Raw genomic sequence first — 18,642 nt, 5'->3', positions numbered from 1 at the left:
CAGTAAACAGACGAGCACCCTGAGCAAGCGGGTGGCAGAGTTGGAGTAGAGACGTAGCATAGGTGCAGGGGCAATAGGTTGATGCTCACATGGATTAGTGTGCTACCTTACCAATACCAACTACTCCGCCAAGCTGATCATTAAGCTATTATCTGTTGATTATCAATTATTTACACTGATATAAGAAATTACATATTGATTCATTCCGAGATTATTCGTCTTAAAACGGGAATTTTTGGTATCCCCGAAAATCCCGCTTATACTCGCACAATCGCCCGTTCTGCCCGTCCCTCCCATCCCGAAAACAACCTTTACGAGAATAGAACATTCCTGATAAGTCTCTTTCCCGATTCGGGACCAGAGACAAATTCGGTTGTTCTTCTCTTTTCCCTGTCCTCTGCATGAACTCCCCCTCATCCATCTCGATTTTTATCGTTGAAGACAACGTCTGGTACGGCGAGTTACTGGAGTATAAGCTGGCCCAAAACCCCGACTATATTATCCGGCGGTTCACGACGGCGCAAGCCTGCCTCGACAATTTGGGCGACAAGCCCGATATCATTACCCTCGACTACTCGCTGCCCGATGGACAGGGCGACCAAATCCTTCAGCAAATCAAAGCCCGCCTGCCCGAGGTAGCCGTTATTGCCATTTCCGGGCAGGAAGATATCCGGACGGCCATTGGCATGCTGCGCCACGGGGCCTACGACTACCTGGTGAAGGACGAGGAAACGTCTAACCGGCTCTGGAACACGGTGGGCAACATTGGCAAGCAGCTGGCGCTACGGCGCGAAAACATCCAGCTGCGCGAGCAAATCGGCCGCAAATACGACGCCCAGCGGGCCATTCTGGGCGAGAGCCCGCAGATCCATCAACTCTCCGCCCTCATCGACAAGGCGGCTCGTACCAACATCACCGTGTCTATCAGCGGCGAAACCGGCACCGGCAAGGAACTGGTGGCTAAGGCCATTCACTACGGTTCGGAGCGGCGCAATGGCGCGTTCGTGGCCGTGAACGTGGCGGCCATTCCGCGCGAGCTGCTCGAAAGTGAGCTGTTCGGCCACGAGAAAGGCGCCTTTACCGGGGCCGTGGCCCGGCGCATCGGCCGGTTCGAGCAGGCCCACCAAGGCACGCTATTTCTCGACGAAGTAGCCGAGCTCGACCTGAGCCTGCAGGCCAAGCTGCTGCGGGTATTGCAGGAGCGCGAAGTAAGCCGGGTGGGTGGCACGGCCCCCATTGCGTTCGATGCCCGCCTGATGGTAGCTACTCACCGTGACTTGCTGCTGGAAGTGCGCGAAGGGCGGTTCCGGGAAGACCTGTACTACCGCTTGCTGGGCCTGCCCATTGTACTGCCACCGCTCCGCGAACGGGGCCAGGACGTACTGCTGCTGGCCGAGGCCTTCCTGCACGACTTCTGCCAGCAGAATAATATGGCCACCTGCACCCTCTCGGAGGATGCCCGCCGCAAGCTGTTGCACTATGGTTTTCCGGGTAATGTGCGCGAACTCAAAGCGCTGGTGGAACTAGCGTCGGTGTTGGCCGAAAACGGCCAGATTGAGCCCCAGGACTTGCCCACCCGCGACCTGCGGCCCGATGCGGCCATGGCTGGCTCAGCAGATGGTGAGTCGCTGCGGGTACAGATGGCCCGCATCGTGCAGGGCTACCTCGACCGATACGAAGGAAATATTTTGCAGGTAGCGGCCAAACTGCAAATCGGCAAGTCTACTATTTATCGTATGATTCAGAATCAGGAGGTGCAGATTCGGTAAGCGCTGGTCCGGAACCGGGCAGTAAACCCACTAACCGGGCCGCTGGGCCCGCTGCCCGGCTTCGCTCAGTTTACTTTTATGGATTCAATTAGTTTTCGGCACCAAAACCGGCAGTTGCGCCAAGCCCGCCGGCAGTTGGCCGAGCTAAGAGCCCGTTCGCAGGCAGCCACCGACCAAGCCGCGGCCCTGCTCCAGACCATGACGACGGCCATTCTGGCCGAGGATCAGCGCCACATCGTGACGCTGCTTAACCCCCGCCTATGCGACCTGCTGGGCCTAGCGCACCCACCGGCGTACTACATTGGCCAGCCCCTGGTGAAACTGTTGCGCGAAACCCGGCCCGGCGTGCTCGACTACGATGGATTACGGGAACAGAACAAGCAACTGGTAACCACCCAGGCCCGCAGCAACGGGCTGCTGGTAAAGCTACGCGGCGGCCAGATTATCCAGCAGGATTACCTGCCCGTGGTGCACGATGGCACCACCATGCTTCATATCTGGAGCTACGAGGACGTGACGGAGCAACAGTCGGCCCAGCACCGGGTACAGGAACTCTCGCGCCTGGCTGAGCAGAGCCCCCAGCCTATCATCCGCTTTCGCCCCGACTGCCACCCGCTCTACGCCAACCCGGCGGCGGCCCCCATTCTGGCAGCGTTGGCCCACCCCAACGGAGCAGCCACCTGCAACTTACTTTGCCAGGCTATTACGCAGGTGCTGGCTGGTACTGCGCCGCACACACTGGAACTGGAAGTAGGGAACGAATTTTACCTCTGCACTATTGCCCCACTTCCTGATGAGCAGGAAGCCAATGTGTACCTGACGGCCATCAGTGAGCGGCGGCGGGCCGAGGCCGAACTGATCCGCAGCCAGCTCTTCACGGCGCGCATCAACGATACGGTGCCCACCATCGTGTTCATTTATAATGCCGATACGCATGGCATAGAGTACTGCAACCGCCAGGTGGAGCCCGTGCTTGGTTACACTCCCGACGAGATAGTGGCCATGGGGCCGGCCCTAACGCAGCGCCTACTTCACCCTGACGACCTAGGGCACAGCAACGATAAACAGCGAATGCTGCGTACGCTGCCCGATGGGGAAGTCCTTCGCTCGGAGTACCGGCTTCGCCACCAGGATGGCAGCTGGCGCTGGCTCAGCATGCAAAGCACCTGCTTTACCCGCCACCCCAATGGGCGGCCCTGGCAAATTGTGGGCGCGGTAACCGACATCACGGAGCGCCGCGAAACGGAGCAACTGCTGCGCCAGAGCCAGCTGTTCGTAGAGCGCATCACCAACACCATTCCGAACTTGGTCTACATCTACGATGTGGTGCAGGAGGCCAATGTATATTGCAACCGCTTCGTGGAAGGCATTTTGGGCTATACTGCCGAGGAGCTGCAGGAGTGGGGGCACCAAATGCTAACGAAGCTGCTACCGCCGGCTGAGGCCGCTAAGCTGCACCAGCATTTCTTGGAAGTGGCCCGCCAGCCCGATGATGAGATTCTACACCTCGAAGCCATGTTCCACCACCGCAACGGCTCGGTGCGGTGGCTGCGGGTAAGCAACACGCCGTTCGCCCGCGACGCCCAAGGGCAGGTAACCCAGATTTTGGGCAGTGCCGAGGACATTACGCGTTGGAAGGTAGCCGATGAGCAGCGCCGCTCGGCTAACCGCCGGCTGGCTGAGCAGAACCGCCTGTTCCGGCAGGTGATTGACACGGTTCCTAACCTGATTTACCTTAAAGACCACCTGGGGCGCTACGTGCTGGTTAACGAAGCGACGGCCCAGTTCTTTAACCTGAGCAACGAAGCGCTGCTGCAGGTTTCGCCCGCCGAGCTACTCGCCCAGTTCCCTGACCTCACCCACCACCGGGTTCAGGATGAGGAGGTGCTACGCTCCCGGCAGGAAATTGACATGGAGAAGAGCTCGACCGATGCCAACCAGCAGCAGCGCTGGTTCCGCACCGTTAAGCGCCCCTTCGTGCGGGCCGATGGCACGGTGCAGGTGCTGGGCGTCGATCATGACATAACCGAGCTGAAGCAAACCCAGCAGGCCTTGGAGCAGGCCAAGGAAGCTGCCGAGCAGAACGCCCAAGCCCGCCAGAACTTCCTCACCAATATGAGCCACGAAATCCGGACGCCCATGAACGGTATCATGGGCCTGACGGAGCTACTGGCCAAAACGCCCCTCAACCCGGAGCAGCAGGAGCTGCTGCACCACGTCGAGTACTCGTCCCAGAACCTGCTGGTCATCATCAACGACATCCTCGATATGGCCCAGCTCGGCGCGGGCCGGGTGCGCCTCGAACACGTTCCCTTCGATTTGGCGGAAGTGTTGCGGGCCAGCTGCCAGGCCCTGCTGCCCCAGGCCACCGGCAAAGGCATCGGACTGCGCCTGCAGCTACCAGCCAACGCCTCTTCCCAACCCATCTGGGTACTGGGCGACCCCTTCCGGCTGCGGCAAATCCTGCTCAACCTGCTCAGCAACGCCATCAAGTTTACCAATAAGGGTCAGGTGCTGCTCACTTACCAGCGCGTGGCCAATCTGGCCGGCGAAGCGTCCGGTACTGGCCGCTACCAGTTTTCGGTGCTCGACACCGGTATCGGCATCTCCCCCGACCAGTTGCAGCACCTGTTCGAGCCCTTTACGCAGGCCTCGGCCAGCACGGCCCGCGAGTACGGAGGTTCGGGGCTGGGGCTGAGCATTTCGCGGGGGTTGGTAGAACTGCTGGGCGGCGAGCTGACGGCCGAAAGCCGCCCGGGCCACGGCAGCACGTTCCGCTTCGTGCTGGAGCTGCCCGCCGCCCCTACTCCCGACCTTACCCTGCCCGTACCGCCCCCCGACTACCAGCGCCTGAGTGGCCACCACATCCTGCTCACCGAGGATAATGCCGTCAACCAATTGCTGGTCCGCACTATGTTGCAGGGCTGGGGCCTGAAGGTTGACACGGCTTCCTCGGGAGCCGAAGCCCTGGCCCTGTTTCGGGAGCACCACTACTCGTTGGTATTGATGGACATTCAGATGCCGGGCATGGATGGCGTGGCCACCACCCGCCTGCTGCGCCAGCACCCCAACCCGGCCCGGGCCGCCACGCCCGTAGTAGCCCTCACGGCCCACGCCATGCCCGGCGACGCCGAGCGCTACCGCACTGCCGGCCTCGATGATTACCTGTCGAAGCCGTTCCGTGAAGCCGCCCTGTTCGAGGTGATGGCCGGTCTGCTCGACCTCGACCGCCGGCCAGCAAACTGCCCGGAACCGTTGGCTTTGCCCCAGGTGGCATCTGCCAGTACACTAGCGCCCGTTGGGCCCAACCTGGCCCCACCAGCTCCCGCCGCGCCACTCTACGACCTGGAGCAGTTGCGGCGCATGTCGGACAACGACGATACGTTCGTGCAACGGCTGGTGGCCTTGTTTATTCGCACAACCCCGCCCGTGATAGCCGAGATGGAGCAGCACCTCGCGGCCCGGCAGTTGGAGTTGCTCGGAGCCGCCGCCCACCACCTGAGAAGCTCGACCGACGGCCTGCAGGTGCAAAGCCTGCGCACCGTGCTGCGGGACATGGAAGACGCCTCCCGCACACCCGATACGGCACCCGACTGGCCCCAACTGACCACCGACGTGGAATTGGTACGCACTACTATCGATGAGGTAATCAGGCAGCTCCGTGAGGCTTATCCCGCTTAGCCCGGCCACGACAGGCTACAGCGGCGGCCAGGCAGTAATGGAAAGCACATAATTATACTGCAACTTAGGCGGGGTCTTTGTAGTTAGTCTAGCATACTCGGTTGTCTTATTCAGCTTCGCCATATAACCGGCGGCCCGAACGGACGCCATATTTTTTCTTCATCTTCTCTTTCTTATGACACTCCTGATTTTTCTGGGCATTGCCCTGGCTACGGCCTTCCTGGCTTTCGATACAATTAACAACGTAAAAGCCATGTTCCGCCCCGAGCCCGTACCCGTGCGGGTGAACGACTAAGCTGCAGGATTTACTCCTACGCAAAAAGGGCCCCTGCCATGGCAGGGGCCCTTTTCGTAAGGTTGGTTTCGAGCGCCATTGGCCGAAGCCGCGCCAGGAGGCAGCTTAACGGATGACGAGCTTACGCATCTCACTCGACGTGTCGGATTCGAGCTTTACGTAGTACAGGCCGTTAGTGAACCTGCTCAGGTCGAGCGTGCGGGTGTAACGGTCGTTGAGTTCGGTCAGCGTTTCGCGGTACATGACCGTGCCGATAACGTTGAGTACCCGTAGTTCCAGCTTGCGGCCCTCGAAGCCGTTGATGGCAATATGGACGATACCCGTGCTGGGGTTGGGATACACGGTCAGGGCCTTTTCATCGGCCGCCGTTGGCCGGGGCACCACCGTGGGTTGCGCCTGAGCGCTATGCAAGCCACTGGAAAGCCCGGTAGTCAGCAATAAAGTCAGAAAAAAAGCGCGTAGGTGTGGCATCATATCGTACAATTGGGAGCAGGCTGGTATTTGTTGCCGGGCCAGCTAATACTAAACGGCCGTACAGGCTGTTGGGTTGACAAAAATACCACCCCATTTTATTAAACCCATGAAATATAACACATCTTCGATGAAAGACTCGTTTTGCCGCTCATCTGCAACCGTTTACCCTGCGAAATAAGTTGGACGTTATCATCATTGGCGGCGGTTTGGGGGGACTTTGTGCGGCGCTCGACCTGCGGCTGCGCGGCCACGCCGTTACGCTGGTCGAGCGCCGGCAGTATCCCTTCCACCGGGTTTGCGGCGAGTATGTGTCGAACGAGGTGCTGCCCTACCTGCGCCGGCTTGGGGCCGAGGTAGAAGCCCTGGCGCCCGCTCACATCAGCCGCTTGCAGGTCAGCTCCCCGGCGGGCCGGGTGCTCGAAGTGCCCCTCGACCTGGGTGGTTTCGGCATCAGCCGCTACCAGCTCGATGAGTTTCTGTACCAGCTTCTGCAGCAGGCCGGCGGGCAGGTACTGCACGCTACCGTCACGGATGTGGAATTCGAGGCGGCCACCGATGCCCATCAGGTGGTGCTCTCCGATGGTCGCCGCCTGCCGGCCCGGGTAGTGGTGGGCACCTACGGCAAGCGTAGCGCCCTCGACCGGCAGTTGGAACGGCCATTTTTCAGCCAACGCTCGCCCTACCTGGGTGTGAAGTACCACCTGCGCTACCCCGCCATGCCCCGCGACCTGATTGCACTTCACAACTTCGCCGACGGCTACGCAGGCATTTCGGCCATCGAAGACGACAAGTACTGCTTCTGCTACCTTACTACCCGGCGCAATCTCAAGGCCCACGGCACTATTCCGGCCATGGAAGCCGCCGTGCTGGCCCGCAACCCGCACCTGCATCATATTCTCAGCACGGCCGAGGTGCTATACCCGCAACCCGAGGTTATCAACGAAATTTCCTTCGCCCCCAAAACCTGCGTCGAGCGGCACGTGCTGCTGGCCGGCGACGCGGCCGGCCTCATCACGCCGCTCTGCGGCAATGGCATGGCCATGGCCATTCATGGGGCCAGCCTAGCCGCCGCCCGCACCGATGCGTTTCTACGCGGGCACCTCAGCCGCCCCCAACTGGAAGCCACCTATTCGGCCGACTGGCAGGGGCAATTCGGGCGGCGGCTGCGGGTAGGCCGGGCAGTACAGCGGCTATTTGGTCAGCCTTTGCTCAGCGAGCTGACTGTGGGTGGCCTAAGCCACTGGCCCGGGGCCGTGCGGGCGCTGATGCGCCGGACCCACGGCGAAGCTTTTTGATTTTTAGGGTTGATTTTTGTTCCTGCTTACTCCTGACCGGCAGCCTGCTAACCTGTTCAGCTACTGCCGCTTCCCCTCCGTTGCCAGCCGCTGGGCAATATCGCCCCGAAACCTGTACCCCAACCGGTTGTTTTTTACGTAAACTGCCCCCAATGAGTAGTTATTTGTGTGCCATCGGCACCGCCAATCCGCCCCACCGCATCCCTCAAACCCAAATTGCCGATTTCATGGCTCAGGCCCTGGAGCTGGACGAGCGCGGCGCGCGCAAACTGCACGCGCTGTACCGGGTGTCGGGCATTGGCCACCGCTATTCTGTACTGCCCGATTATGCCCGGGTGAACGGTGAGTTCGAATTCTTTCCAAATACACCGGGCCTGGAGCCGTTCCCGTCGGTGGGCCGGCGCATGGCGGAGTACCGCCGGTTTGCCCTACCACTGTCGGTGGAGGCTGTGCAGGCCTGCCTGGCCCAGCTGCCCGAGGTCGAGCTCCGCTCCATTACCCACCTCATTACGGTTAGCTGCACCGGCATGTATGCCCCGGGCCTCGACATTGAGTTGGTGGGCGCGCTCGGGCTGCCGGGCCACGTGCAACGGACCTGCGTGAACTTTATGGGCTGCTACGCGGCCATCAACGGCCTCAAGCTGGCCAATGCTTTCTGCCGGGCCACGCCCGGGGCGCGGGTGCTGGTGGTATGCACCGAGCTGTGCACGCTGCATTTTCAGAAAAGCCAGGAAGATGACCACCTCATCTCCAACGCCCTGTTTGGCGACGGGGCGGCGGCGGTGCTGGTGCAGAGCGAACCGGCGGCCAACCGGCCCAGCCTGAACCTTACAGCCTTCCATTGCGACCTGGAGCCCGATGGCCACGCCGATATGGCCTGGCACATCAACGACTTCGGCTTCGAGATGACGCTCTCCTCCTACGTGCCCCGCATGATTCAGCAGGGCATTGGGCAGCTTACCCAGCGCCTGTTGGCCGATTTGCCGGTGGAGCTGGCCGATATCCGGGCCTTCGCCATTCATCCGGGGGGCCGCAAAATACTGGAGTCGATTGAGCAGGCGCTGGGCCTCTCGACCCACGACAACCGTTACGCCTACCAAGTGCTGCGCGAGTACGGCAACATGTCGTCGGCGACGGTGCTGTTCGTGTTGCGCGACCTGCTCGCCGACCTTACGGCCGCCGACGCGGGGGCGCCGGTGCTCAGCTTCGCCTTTGGTCCCGGCCTCACGCTGGAAGCCATGCTGCTCACGGTGGCCGTGGCCAATCAGGAGAATATACCTGACGTAGCCGAGGTGAGAAGCGCGATGGAAGTGCTGAGCGAAGTACGGTAGCATTTTCGCTCATTCACCACGCTTCTCTCTCCACTTTCCACCTTACGAAACATGGCTGATTTGCGCGTCCGCTCGGAGCAGGAGGAGCTGATGGATGACCTGACGCTGGCTTCCGACGAGTTGCGCCAGAACCTCGACGAGCTGGAAACGGTGAACACCTGGCTCGGCGGCTATGCCCCAGTGCTCGATGCCCTCGACCGCCTGCGTCCCCACTTCCCGCCCGGCCGCCCCCTGCGCCTGGCCGATTTGGGCAGCGGGGGTGGCGACACGCTCCGCCAGATTGCCCGCTGGGCCCGCCGCCGCCACGTGCCCGTCGAACTGGTGGGCATTGATGCCAACGCCTTCATGCTCGACTACGCGGCCGCTAAAGCCACCGCGTACCCCGAAATCAGTTTTCAGCAGGCTGATATCTTTTCCGCCGAATTTCAGCAGCAGCCCTTCGACGTGCTCACGGCCAGTCTGTTCTGCCACCACTTCTCGGACGCCCAACTTACTACTATGCTGGCCCAATGGCACCGGCAAGCCGGTCTGGCCGTCATCATCAACGATTTGCACCGCCACCCGCTGGCCTACCACAGCATCCGGTGGCTTACCCGGCTGCTGGGCGGCTCCCACCTCGTGCAGCACGATGCGCCCCTGTCGGTGGCCCGCGCCTTCACCCGCCCCGAGTTGAAGCGCCTGCTGGCCGCCGCTGGCATCGTCCGCTACACCCTGCGCTGGCGCTGGGCCTTCCGTTGGCAGGTGGTGGTAATAGGTGAGATGGTGAATGAGTGAATGACACGTTGTTTTTCTCATTCACCGCTCATCCCCACAAATCGGCGGCGACCCGGAAGGTGTTGGCGTGGGCCTCGATGATGTCGATGATGTTGGGCGAATACCCCCCCCCCCATGCAGACCACCACTGGAAGGCCGTGCTGGTGGCATAGGCCAAGCACGTAGGCGTCGCGCTGGCGGCACCCGTCGCGGGTCAGGCTCAGGTGGCCCAGCTTGTCGGTGGCCAGCACATCGACGCCGGCCAGATAAAACACGAAATCGGGCTGGTGCTCGGCCAGTAGGCGGGGCAGCGCGTCGCGGAGCAGGGCCAGGTAGGCGCCGTCGGTGGTGCCGTCGGGCAAAGGCAGGTCGAGGTCGGAGACTTCTTTGCGGTGAGGGTAATTACGGGCGCCGTGTACGCTGAAAGTAAATACCCGGGGCTCAGTGGCAAAAATGCTGGCCGTGCCGTTGCCCTGGTGCACATCGAGGTCGATGATGAGTACCCGGCGCACGCCCAACTCAGGGTGGGCCAGCAGATAAGCCGCGGCCGCGGCCTGGTCGTTGAGCAGGCAAAACCCCTCGCCCCGGTCGCGGAAGGCGTGGTGGGTGCCGCCCGCGATGTTGAGGGCCACCCCACCGCTGGCCAGCGCCCGCCGGGCGCATTCGAGGGTACCGCCCAGAATAGTGGTTTCGCGGACTATCAGCTCGGGGCTCCACGGAAAACCGGTGGCTCGCTCCTCGGCCCGGGTCAGCTCCCCGGCCTGCAGGCGGCGCAGATAATCGGTGTCGTGCACCCGGGCAATATCGGCTTCGGGCGGTGGTACAGGCCGAAAAAAGGCCGTTTCGGGCACCGTGCCTTCGCGCAGCAGCTGCTCGGGTAGCAACTCGTACTTGAGCATCGGAAAACGGTGGGCGGCGGGCAGCGGGTGGGCGTAGCAGGGAGCCCAGGCAATGGAGAGCATACGCGGTAAGTTACGCGAGCCAGCCACCACCGGCCGGGCCCGACACAAAGATAACCGCCGGGTTGGGGCGGTTATCTTCGGATTCGGATGGCTTTATGGTGGGGCGTATCGGGCTCGAACCGATGACCCCTACCTTGTCGAGGTAGTGCTCTGAACCAACTGAGCTAACACCCCAAGTAAAGCCAACGTGGCGGCGGCCGTAAAGAGACAAAGATAGTTTTTCGGCGCTGATTAGCCTTTGCGCAGGCGTACAACATTTAGGCATTCAGGGAAGATACCGTGTAACTTTCCTGCCCCAAGACAGTATAGCGGCTTGTAGCTGACCACTAAGGCCCCAGGGGTCTTACCGCCGGGTCGGCGTTTTATTCCCGCTGAATTCTCTTCTTATGAAACACTTTGCCCTTCTTTTAGCTGGCTGCGCCCTGAGCGCCGCCCCAGCCCTGGCCCAAACTGAAGGCCCCGGTGGCATCCGGTCTTCGACCGATTATCCTTCCGGCAGCAGCGGCCACGATTCGCGCAACACCGGCTTCGGCATCAAGGGCGGCTTCACGGCTTCGCATTTCCGCGGCGACGATAAGAAAAACTACTCCGACGAAGGCGTTTACAACACGTTCCACGCCGGCGTGTACACCCAGTACGGCTTCAGCGACAAGTTCTCGATTCAGCCCGAGTTGCTTTATAGCCGCCAGGGTTTTGCTGGCAACAATGGCTTGCCCAATTCCCAGGGCCAAACTATAAACGGGGCATACAACACTCGCCTCGACTACCTGCAGGTACCGGTGCTGCTGGTGTACAATTTCCTCGATAACGTGAGTGTGCACGTAGGCCCCCAGGTTTCGCTGCTGACCAAAGTGCGCGAAAACGGGGTAGAGCGCAAGATTGCCAGCGACAAAGACACCTACGACTACCACAGCCTCGATTACGGCCTGGCTGCCGGTCTCGAAGCCCGCGTGGGCCCGGCCCGCATTGGCGGCCGCTACGTGGCCGGTTTCCAGGATATCATCAAGAACCCCCGCACCACTGCGGCGCAGGGACTCGATAACATCAAAAACGGCGCTTTCCAGGTGTATGTAGGACTGGGCATCGCCCGTTAGGCCCACTTACCACCGGCGCATCATCAAAAGGAAGTCCTGCGGGGCTTCCTTTTTTTGCTTCTTTTCCCTTCGTTATGTTACTGGCTTCCCTCCCCGCCGTCAACCAAGCCCGAGAGCTGCTGGCCGAACACGGCATGGCCTTACTCGGGGCCTGGGGTCTGCTTAACTTAGTTGTAAGCGGCTATTACGTATCGCGCACAGATGCCCGCCTGGCGGTGCACCACTTCCACTTCATGAACGTGGCCTGGAACCTGGTGAACGTGGTGTTGGCCGTGTGGGGTATGCTGCGGGCGCACCCAAATCAGGTGGCCGGACTTACGTTGCCCGAAAGCCTCGCGGCTCAGGCCAGTTTCGAGAACATCCTGCTGCTTAACGCGGCCCTCGATGTGCTTTATGTGCTTGTCGGTTTCTGGCTGTACCGCCGCGCTGCCACGCCCACGGCCACCCGCCCCGAGCGGTTGCGGGGCTACGCCCGCTCGGTGTGGCTGCAGGGCGGATTTCTGTTCTGCTTCGACCTGGGTCTTTACTTCACCTACCACCAGTTTGTGGACCGATTACTGGAAGTAGTGCCGTAAACTGGCCGGTGATGTAGCCATTTGGTAGTAGCGGGCAGCGCAAACCATCGACCTTTAACCCACGCAAAAGCCCCCGACGTGCAGACGTCAGGGGCTTTGGTTTAGGGCCAGGTTCGGACTGCGAACAGGCCCGCGCTGGGTGCTTACTTAGCCGTCAGGGCTTCCTTGATCTTCTCGTTGAAGTTGGGTAGGTCCTGGGGGTTGCGGCTGGTAATGAGGTTGCCGTCAACAACTACTGATTCGTCGACCCAGTGGCCGCCAGCGTTCTTGATATCGGTTTTGAGGCTGGGCCAGCTAGTCATTTTCTTGCCGCGCACCGTGTCGGCCTCAATTAGGGTCCAGGGGCCGTGGCAGATGGCCGCTACGGGCTTGCCCGAGCGCACGAACTCGCCCACAAAGCTGACCACTGCAGCCTCGGTGCGCAGCACGTCGGGGTTCATCTGGCCGCCGGGCAGCACCAAGGCATCGTAGTCGGCCACTTTCACGTCGCCGATTACCTTGTCTACGTCTACCTTACTACCCCAGTCTTTCTCGTCCCAGCCCTTAATAGAGCCGCTTTTCAGGGAGATGACGTGGGTTTCGGCTCCTTCGCCTTCAAGGTATTTTTTGGGCTTTTCGAGTTCCGATTGCTCGAAACCGTCGGTGGCTACAATGGCTATTTTCTTGCCTTTCAAGGCGTCGCTTCCAAAGATGCTCATAGGATTCAGGTTAGGTATGGTGAATAAAAAACCGAAAACGCCGGGGCGCTTTCGGTTCTTCTTTAACGGTAGAAATCAACAGGGGTTAAACAGGATTTTGGCATTGCTGCCTTCATCAGCCTCCCGCCCCAGATCCGGCCGGCCTACTCATCTTCGCTTTTGCGGGCTTTTTTAAGCTGTTTGCGCAAGGAGTTTACCCGGTCGTCGAACCCGTCGGGCTCGTATTCCACCTGCTCCACGTCCAGCGTATCGAGCAAGTCCATCAGCGCATCGGAGTGGTCGGTGCGGGTGCCGCCGGGCAAGCGCACAAATGCCATTTCCGACCATAGCAAGGCCTTTAGCTGGAGCCCATCTTCGCGCAGCATCTGCATTTCGATTACCAGGTTGGAGTTATCGAAGTGGATAACCTGGGTGCGGATGCGGACGGTTTCAGCGTGGCGGGCGGGGCGCAGGTAGGCCAGCTGGTGCTTCGTAATAACCCAACCCGAGCCCTGCTCCTGAGCAAGCTGGCCCATATTGAGGGCGTAGTGTTGCAACACGTGCTCCTCGCGGGCATTGAGGAAGTAGTCGAGGTAGCGGGCGTTGTTGAGGTGGCCCAGCATATCGCAGTCCTGAAACCGAATGCGGTGGGTGGTTTCGGGCGTCTGCATAAGGTCGGAAGGCATGGATGTAGAAGGACGAGTGAGGCGGCAAAGATGCGAAATAACCCCTGCGGCTCCACAAACCGCTAAGGCCGGCCACCGCAGCTGCGGCGCAGCTTCTCCAGATCGTGCACCACGCCCTGGACCTGGGCTTCGTCGGGTGTGTATAGGGGCAGTTCCAGAGTAGTTGAAGAGGTCGAGCCTGATCCGCTTTTCGTGCGCCGGTTTACCTTCACCACATAGTAGGGCTGGTTCGTTTTTTCGGTGTGCTGGAGGGCATAGGTCAGGGCCGTTACCTGGCTCCACTCCGAGCCCAGGGTCAACTCGAACTGCACCGTTTCGTCGGAGCGCACCGACCAGTCGCCGCCGTTTTTACGGTGGCTGACCTCAATGGTCGTGGCGTCAGTTTTAGCGTTGGTCCGGTACTGGCGGATAAGCTGGGTGATGTGGCAGTCGGAGAGTACCACTTTCAGTTCCGTATCGGGCTCGGCGGGGTCGCGCATCAGCTTATTGATGCGCTGGGCCAGCGCTGCGGGCGTGGTTTGGGCCGAAACGGCTCCCACCGGGGCGGCCAACACGGCCAGTAACAAAAGAACTTTCATTGCGGCAACGGCTAAATAGTGGCTTCGGCCCCACCGCGTTTCGGCGTGCCTTAACTGGCCAGATGCCACCGCCAGGCCAACCGTTGCCCGGCCCCGCCAACAAATAGCTTGACCTACTGGGCCTTACGGGCCCGCATCTGCTCCTGTACCTGCTTCTGCTTGGCCTTGAGCTGCTGGTACTGCTCGGGGCTAAGCACCTGCTGCAAGTCGCGGTCGGAGGCGGCGTTGAGGGTTTTGAGCTCGGCCATCATGGCCGGGCGGTTGCCCTTCAGGCGCTGCTGGGTTTCTTGGGCCTGCTTGAGGGTGCTCGTAAAAATCTCGCGCACGCGGGTGCGCTGCTCGGGCGTGAGGTTGAGTTCCTCGGTCAGCACATCAGTCAGGTCGCGGGCGGCGGGCGGCGCGGCGGCCACGGCTTTGGCCTCGGTCCGGGCGGCTTTGGCGGACCTAACGGGCGTGGCGGTAGCAGTAGCCGGCGACGTGGCCGGCTCGCGGCGGGCGCAAGCGGCCAACATGCCGGTAGTCAGGACCAGAGCCAGCGGAATACGGAGCAGAGACATAGTAAGGGAATCGTGAAGGAGAAAACGTAGCTACGCAAAACTAGCCAAGCCGGCCGGAAACGGCGCGCAACAGTTCCTCCGGCTTCACCCCAAAACGCCTTCATTTGGCCGAAAGCCTATCGGGCTCCAGACTAAAGTCTGGGCCACAGGTGCTACACGGCCGCCGCCATTACCTGGCCAGTAGCCGGGGTGCTGGCCTTGAGCTGCTGGGCCGTGTAGTGGGCCACGGCCATAATGGTGAGCATGGGGTTCACGCCGCTACAGGCCGGGAAGGCCGAGCCGTCGGCCACGAACAGGTTTTTGACCTCGTAGAGCTCCCCGGTGGGGCTGGCTGGGTGGGTGGCCGCGTCGCCACCCATCCGGCAGGTGCTCATCTGGTGGGCGCTATACAGGCCGAACTGGTTAGCTTTCCAGCTCAGATTAGCTAGGTTATCAAGCACTTCGGGGTTAAGCAGGCGGCCGTTTTCGGCGTGCAGCAGCGGCAGCGTGCCGTGGGGCAGCAGCACTGTGCGGGCCCCGGCGGCTACCTGAATATCGGCTGCCGCCCGCACCCCACGCAGCATATTGTGGCGGTCGAAGTCGCTAAGAGAGTAGTCGATGAGGGCCTGGCCGTGCTTATCAATCGACACCCGGCCGCCGTCCCGGTCGCGGGTGAGCACGATGAACGAGCCGATGTGGCTCGCCTGGTGCATGAGCTCCTTGTGCTGGCGGCCCGAAGTCCAGGGCATCACCATGCTCATCAGGCCGGGGTGGGCGGGCGGGGTTTCGAGCTTGGCCCCGAAGTTGGTGCCATCGAGCATCGTGAAGCCGTCGTTTACCACCGACATCATCGGCCCGTGCCAGGCGTTCATCAGTTGCTGGTAAATGCCCGACACCACCACCGTGGGGTGCAGGTGCAAATGCTGGCCCAGGTGCGGATGGCGCAGGCCGCTGCGCAGCAGCAACGCGGGCGTCTGGATGGCCCCGCCGGCCACTACCACCCGCCGGGCCCGCACCGTTACGCGCACCTGGCGGCCGTCGGCGGTGGTGTGGGTGGCCTCGGCCCCGGTGGCCCGCCCCTGCGCCACGGTTACGCGCGCTACTTCAGCGTCGCAGAGCAGGCGGGCGCCGTGCTCAAAGGCTGTTTGCAGGTAGGTGTTAAGCGTACCCTGCTTGACGCCGTGCCGGTCGCCGAAGCAGCTGTAACCCATGCCCGCGAAGTGCTCGTCCGATGAGTCGGTGGGGTGGCGCTCGTTGCGCGGAATCAGCTTCACCTCCTGGCCCAGCTTCCGCGAGCCGTCGAGCAGGGCCTGGTTCTGGCCGTTGTGGCGGGCGTAGTCGATGTTCACGCCCAGGGTCCGGCTCACCGCATCGAGGCTCTGCTTGAACTCCATGGACGTAAAGTGGGGCACCTGGTGCTCGCGGGCCCACTCCTGGAGCACATAGTCGGGCGTGCGGAAGGCGCCGGCCCAGTTTACGGTGGTGCCCCCGCCCAGGCAGGAACCGGCCAGTATAGCCACGCCCCCGTCCTGGGTGCCGAGCGTGCCTCGGGCATCATACAGCGTACCGAGCATGTCTACTTCGCGCTGCGAGAAGTCGGAGCCGTGGAAGTAGGGACCCTTTTCGAGCACCAGCACGTCGTGGCCGGCGGCAGCCAACTCGCCGGCAATCACGCCGCCCCCGGCCCCGCTGCCAATCACGAGCACGTCGCAGTCGTACGTCACGTCCTGGGTGAGTTGCAGGGTGGTGAGGGGGCGGGCGGCGGGCGCGGGCTCCACGGTTTCGGCCGGCACCTGGGGACCGGCGTAGCCAATAGCCTCCCACACCAACTCGGCCGCCTCGGGCACCGAGCCGCCGTAGTACAGAAACACGCACAGCTTACGCAACGCATGAAACCCCTTCCGCAGCTGGGGCAGGTTCGAGGAGGCCCAGCTTTGCAGCAGCTTCTCGCGCTGCCCGGCATCAAGGCGCACGAACGGCCGCAACGCCCCAAACCAGGTCAGGCCCAAAGCCGGCGAGTCAAGCAGCTTTAGTAGTTGCTGGAACTCCTGCTGGGCCCCCTCCGGCTGGGCCGACAGGGCCTCGGCCATTTTGTCGAGGTCGATGCCCGCGGCCCCGGCTTGAGCCCAGTAGGCCGGGTCGGACGCTCCCGCCGGAGCCGGCAAAGTGGGGATGAACGTGTCGGCAATGGCGCGCAGGGTGGCGCGTTGGGCTTCGGTAAGCTGCATGGCGGGCGGGAAATAACGAACGAAGCCCGCCGGGAAGCGGGCCCTAAAAGTTCGTCATTTTTTCCGAAACTACTCGGCTTGCATACGAAAAGTGCGGTGGTGAGAGAACCCCATTCAGAGCGAAGCGAAGAATCTCGCGTGCCAAAGTAACTTCTGATAGTATAGTTACCATTGCACGCGAGATTCTTCGCTTCGCTCTGAATGACGTTCCTTTCTATTCAATCACTCATTCCCCTAAAGCCACTTAAGCAATAGGCTGATCATGGATTTTACCCGGGGCGTGTAGGGAGGGTAAAGGGCTTTGATGGAGGTGAGGCCGACGTGCTGTTTGAGCACCGATTTCTCGTTGCTGAAGGCCATGAAGCCGGCGTGGCCGTGGCAGCGACCCAGGCCGCTGTTGCCGAAGCCGCCGAAGGGCAGGTCGGGGTGGGCCAGGTGCAGGATGGTTTCGTTCACGCAGGCCCCGCCGGCCGGAATGTTCTGGAGCAGGTAGCGCTGGTTTTCGTCGTCCTGGGTGAACACGTAGAGGGCCAGGGGCTTGGGGCGGGTATTCACCTCGTCCACGGCTTCCATGAGGTTGCGGAAGGTGAGCACGGGCAGCAGCGGGCCGAAGATTTCCTCCTGCATGATGCGGCTGTCGGTGGGTGGGTCGAGCAGCACGGTAGGTTCGATGAAGCACTGGCCGGCGTCGGTGGCCCCGCCCTGGGCCACGGTTACGCCCTGGGACCGGGCATCGTCGAGCAAGCCGGCAAGGCGCTCGTAGTGGTGGTTGTTCACGATGCGGGCATAGGAGTCGGACTCGATGACGGGCTGGCCCTCGGGCGAGTAGAAGCGGCGGGTGGCGTCGCGCAGCTCGGTCAGCAGCTCGTCGCGCACGTTTTCGTGCACCATTACGTAGTCTGGGGCCACGCAGGTCTGACCCGCGTTTACGCCCTTGCCCCAGATGATTTTCTCGGCCGCGTCGCGCAGGTTGGCGGTTTCGTCGATTACAGCCGGGCTCTTGCCGCCCAGTTCCAGCGTGACGCTGGTGAGGTGCTCGGCGGCAGCCCGCATCACGATTTTGCCTACCTGGGGGCTGCCGGTGAAGAAAATGTGGGCGAAGGGCAGCTTCAGCAGTTCGGTGGCCACATCCTTGTCGCCCTCCACCACCGTTACCTCGGCCGGATCGAACAGCTCGCGGCACATGCGGCTGAGCAGCGCGGCCACGGCGGGCGTCATCTCCGAAGGCTTCAGAATAACCGCGTTACCGGCTGCCAGGGCCGAAATCAGCGGGTCGACGGCCAGGTAGAACGGGTAGTTCCAGGGCGCGATAATCAGGCAGACGCCTTTGGGCTCGGTCTGGACCCAGCCGCGGCTGCCCACCAGCGCCATCGGGGTGCTCACTTTGCGCGGGGCCGACCACTTTTCGAGGTGGCTGAGCGTGTGGCGCAACTCGGTTTGCGACGACCACACTTCTGTAATATCGGTTTCGGCGGCGGGCTTGCGGAAGTCGGTGTACAGGGCCTCGCAAATGGCGTCGCGGTTGGCCGTTATCCACTTATCGAGCTTACGCAACCGTGCGGCCCGACTACTAACCGCCTCGCGGCGTAGGGCTTCGGAGCGGGCCTGCTGGCGGGCAAACAGTTCAGGAATGGTAGGCGAAGCAGTGGTTGTGGCAGCAGGGGCAGGGGCAGGGGCAGAAACCATGATAAGGGGAATGAGGCGTGAA

14 protein-coding genes, 1 tRNA gene and 1 pseudogene are annotated in these 18,642 nt (G+C 61.8%); 7 read left to right on the top strand and 9 right to left on the bottom strand.

What is annotated here, in order from left to right:
• The first annotated feature begins 401 nt into the window (after nt 1-401).
• Both CDA63_RS07125 and CDA63_RS07120 read left to right on the top strand, forming a co-directional pair.
• Nucleotides 402-1,769 carry a sigma-54-dependent transcriptional regulator gene (locus CDA63_RS07125; protein ID WP_088463761.1) on the top strand — a complete coding sequence of 456 codons (1,368 nt, stop codon included), beginning with the start codon at nt 402-404 and terminating at the stop codon, nt 1,767-1,769.
• A 78-nt stretch (nt 1,770-1,847) separates the two neighbouring features.
• The gene (locus CDA63_RS07120) at nt 1,848-5,450 is read left to right on the top strand and encodes a PAS domain S-box protein (protein WP_088463760.1); all 3,603 of its coding nucleotides are present in this window, start codon (nt 1,848-1,850) and stop codon (nt 5,448-5,450) included.
• A gap of 400 nt (nt 5,451-5,850) precedes the next feature.
• Here CDA63_RS07120 and CDA63_RS07115 read toward each other — a convergent pair whose 3' ends face one another.
• Nucleotides 5,851-6,219, bottom strand: coding sequence for a T9SS type A sorting domain-containing protein (locus tag CDA63_RS07115; protein WP_126546765.1), 369 nt, complete (start codon nt 6,217-6,219; stop codon nt 5,851-5,853).
• A gap of 179 nt (nt 6,220-6,398) precedes the next feature.
• Here CDA63_RS07115 and CDA63_RS07110 point away from each other — a divergent pair, with 179 nt between their 5' ends.
• The 3 genes from CDA63_RS07110 (at nt 6,399) to CDA63_RS07100 (ending at nt 9,619) form a co-directional block, all read left to right on the top strand.
• Nucleotides 6,399-7,514, top strand: a complete 1,116-nt coding sequence (locus tag CDA63_RS07110; protein ID WP_088463758.1) for an NAD(P)/FAD-dependent oxidoreductase — start codon at nt 6,399-6,401, stop codon at nt 7,512-7,514.
• 152 nt (nt 7,515-7,666) lie between these two features.
• Complete coding sequence (locus CDA63_RS07105; protein WP_088463757.1) at nt 7,667-8,845, top strand: type III polyketide synthase; 1,179 nt, start codon at nt 7,667-7,669, stop codon at nt 8,843-8,845.
• 51 nt (nt 8,846-8,896) lie between these two features.
• Complete coding sequence (locus CDA63_RS07100) at nt 8,897-9,619, top strand: methyltransferase domain-containing protein (RefSeq protein ID WP_088463756.1); 723 nt, start codon at nt 8,897-8,899, stop codon at nt 9,617-9,619.
• Nucleotides 9,620-9,647: 28 nt separating this feature from the next.
• Here the strand turns inward: CDA63_RS07100 and CDA63_RS07095 are convergent.
• Nucleotides 9,648-10,560 (bottom strand): annotated as a pseudogene (locus CDA63_RS07095) (histone deacetylase family protein).
• Between the two features lie 96 nt (nt 10,561-10,656).
• A tRNA-Val gene (locus CDA63_RS07090) sits at nt 10,657-10,734 on the bottom strand.
• A 212-nt stretch (nt 10,735-10,946) separates the two neighbouring features.
• Between CDA63_RS07090 and CDA63_RS07085 the strand changes: the two genes are divergently transcribed.
• Nucleotides 10,947-11,654 (top strand): porin family protein, encoded by a 708-nt coding sequence (locus tag CDA63_RS07085; RefSeq protein WP_088463755.1) that lies wholly within the window; start codon nt 10,947-10,949, stop codon nt 11,652-11,654.
• Nucleotides 11,655-11,728: 74 nt separating this feature from the next.
• The gene (locus CDA63_RS07080) at nt 11,729-12,229 is read left to right on the top strand and encodes a DUF6992 family protein (protein ID WP_088463754.1); all 501 of its coding nucleotides are present in this window, start codon (nt 11,729-11,731) and stop codon (nt 12,227-12,229) included.
• 143 nt (nt 12,230-12,372) lie between these two features.
• Here the strand turns inward: CDA63_RS07080 and CDA63_RS07075 are convergent, their stop codons facing one another.
• The 6 genes from CDA63_RS07075 to CDA63_RS07050 all read right to left on the bottom strand — a co-directional run bounded on the left by CDA63_RS07075 (nt 12,373) and on the right by CDA63_RS07050 (nt 18,620).
• Entirely contained in the window at nt 12,373-12,927 is a 555-nt protein-coding gene (locus CDA63_RS07075) for a type 1 glutamine amidotransferase domain-containing protein (protein WP_088463753.1), read from the bottom strand.
• Between the two features lie 143 nt (nt 12,928-13,070).
• The gene (locus CDA63_RS07070; protein ID WP_088463752.1) at nt 13,071-13,592 is read right to left on the bottom strand and encodes an acyl-CoA thioesterase; all 522 of its coding nucleotides are present in this window, start codon (nt 13,590-13,592) and stop codon (nt 13,071-13,073) included.
• Nucleotides 13,593-13,654: 62 nt separating this feature from the next.
• Nucleotides 13,655-14,170: a hypothetical protein gene (locus CDA63_RS07065; RefSeq protein ID WP_088463751.1), complete on the bottom strand. Its 516-nt coding sequence runs from the start codon at nt 14,168-14,170 to the stop codon at nt 13,655-13,657.
• Between the two features lie 113 nt (nt 14,171-14,283).
• A complete protein-coding gene (locus tag CDA63_RS07060) occupies nt 14,284-14,727 on the bottom strand; it encodes a hypothetical protein (RefSeq protein ID WP_088463750.1) in 444 nt (147 codons plus the stop codon).
• Nucleotides 14,728-14,879: 152 nt separating this feature from the next.
• Nucleotides 14,880-16,934 (bottom strand): GMC family oxidoreductase, encoded by a 2,055-nt coding sequence (locus CDA63_RS07055; protein WP_088463749.1) that lies wholly within the window; start codon nt 16,932-16,934, stop codon nt 14,880-14,882.
• Between the two features lie 234 nt (nt 16,935-17,168).
• Complete coding sequence (locus CDA63_RS07050; protein WP_088463748.1) at nt 17,169-18,620, bottom strand: aldehyde dehydrogenase family protein; 1,452 nt, start codon at nt 18,618-18,620, stop codon at nt 17,169-17,171.
• Nucleotides 18,621-18,642 lie beyond the last annotated feature (22 nt).

The sequence above is a fragment of the Hymenobacter amundsenii genome, from assembly GCF_002204745.1.
In the GTDB taxonomy this organism is placed as follows: Bacteria; Bacteroidota; Bacteroidia; order Cytophagales; family Hymenobacteraceae; genus Hymenobacter; species Hymenobacter amundsenii.
Note: the sequence above shows the minus strand (reverse complement) of the source record. Positions and strands in the feature narration are given on the sequence as shown.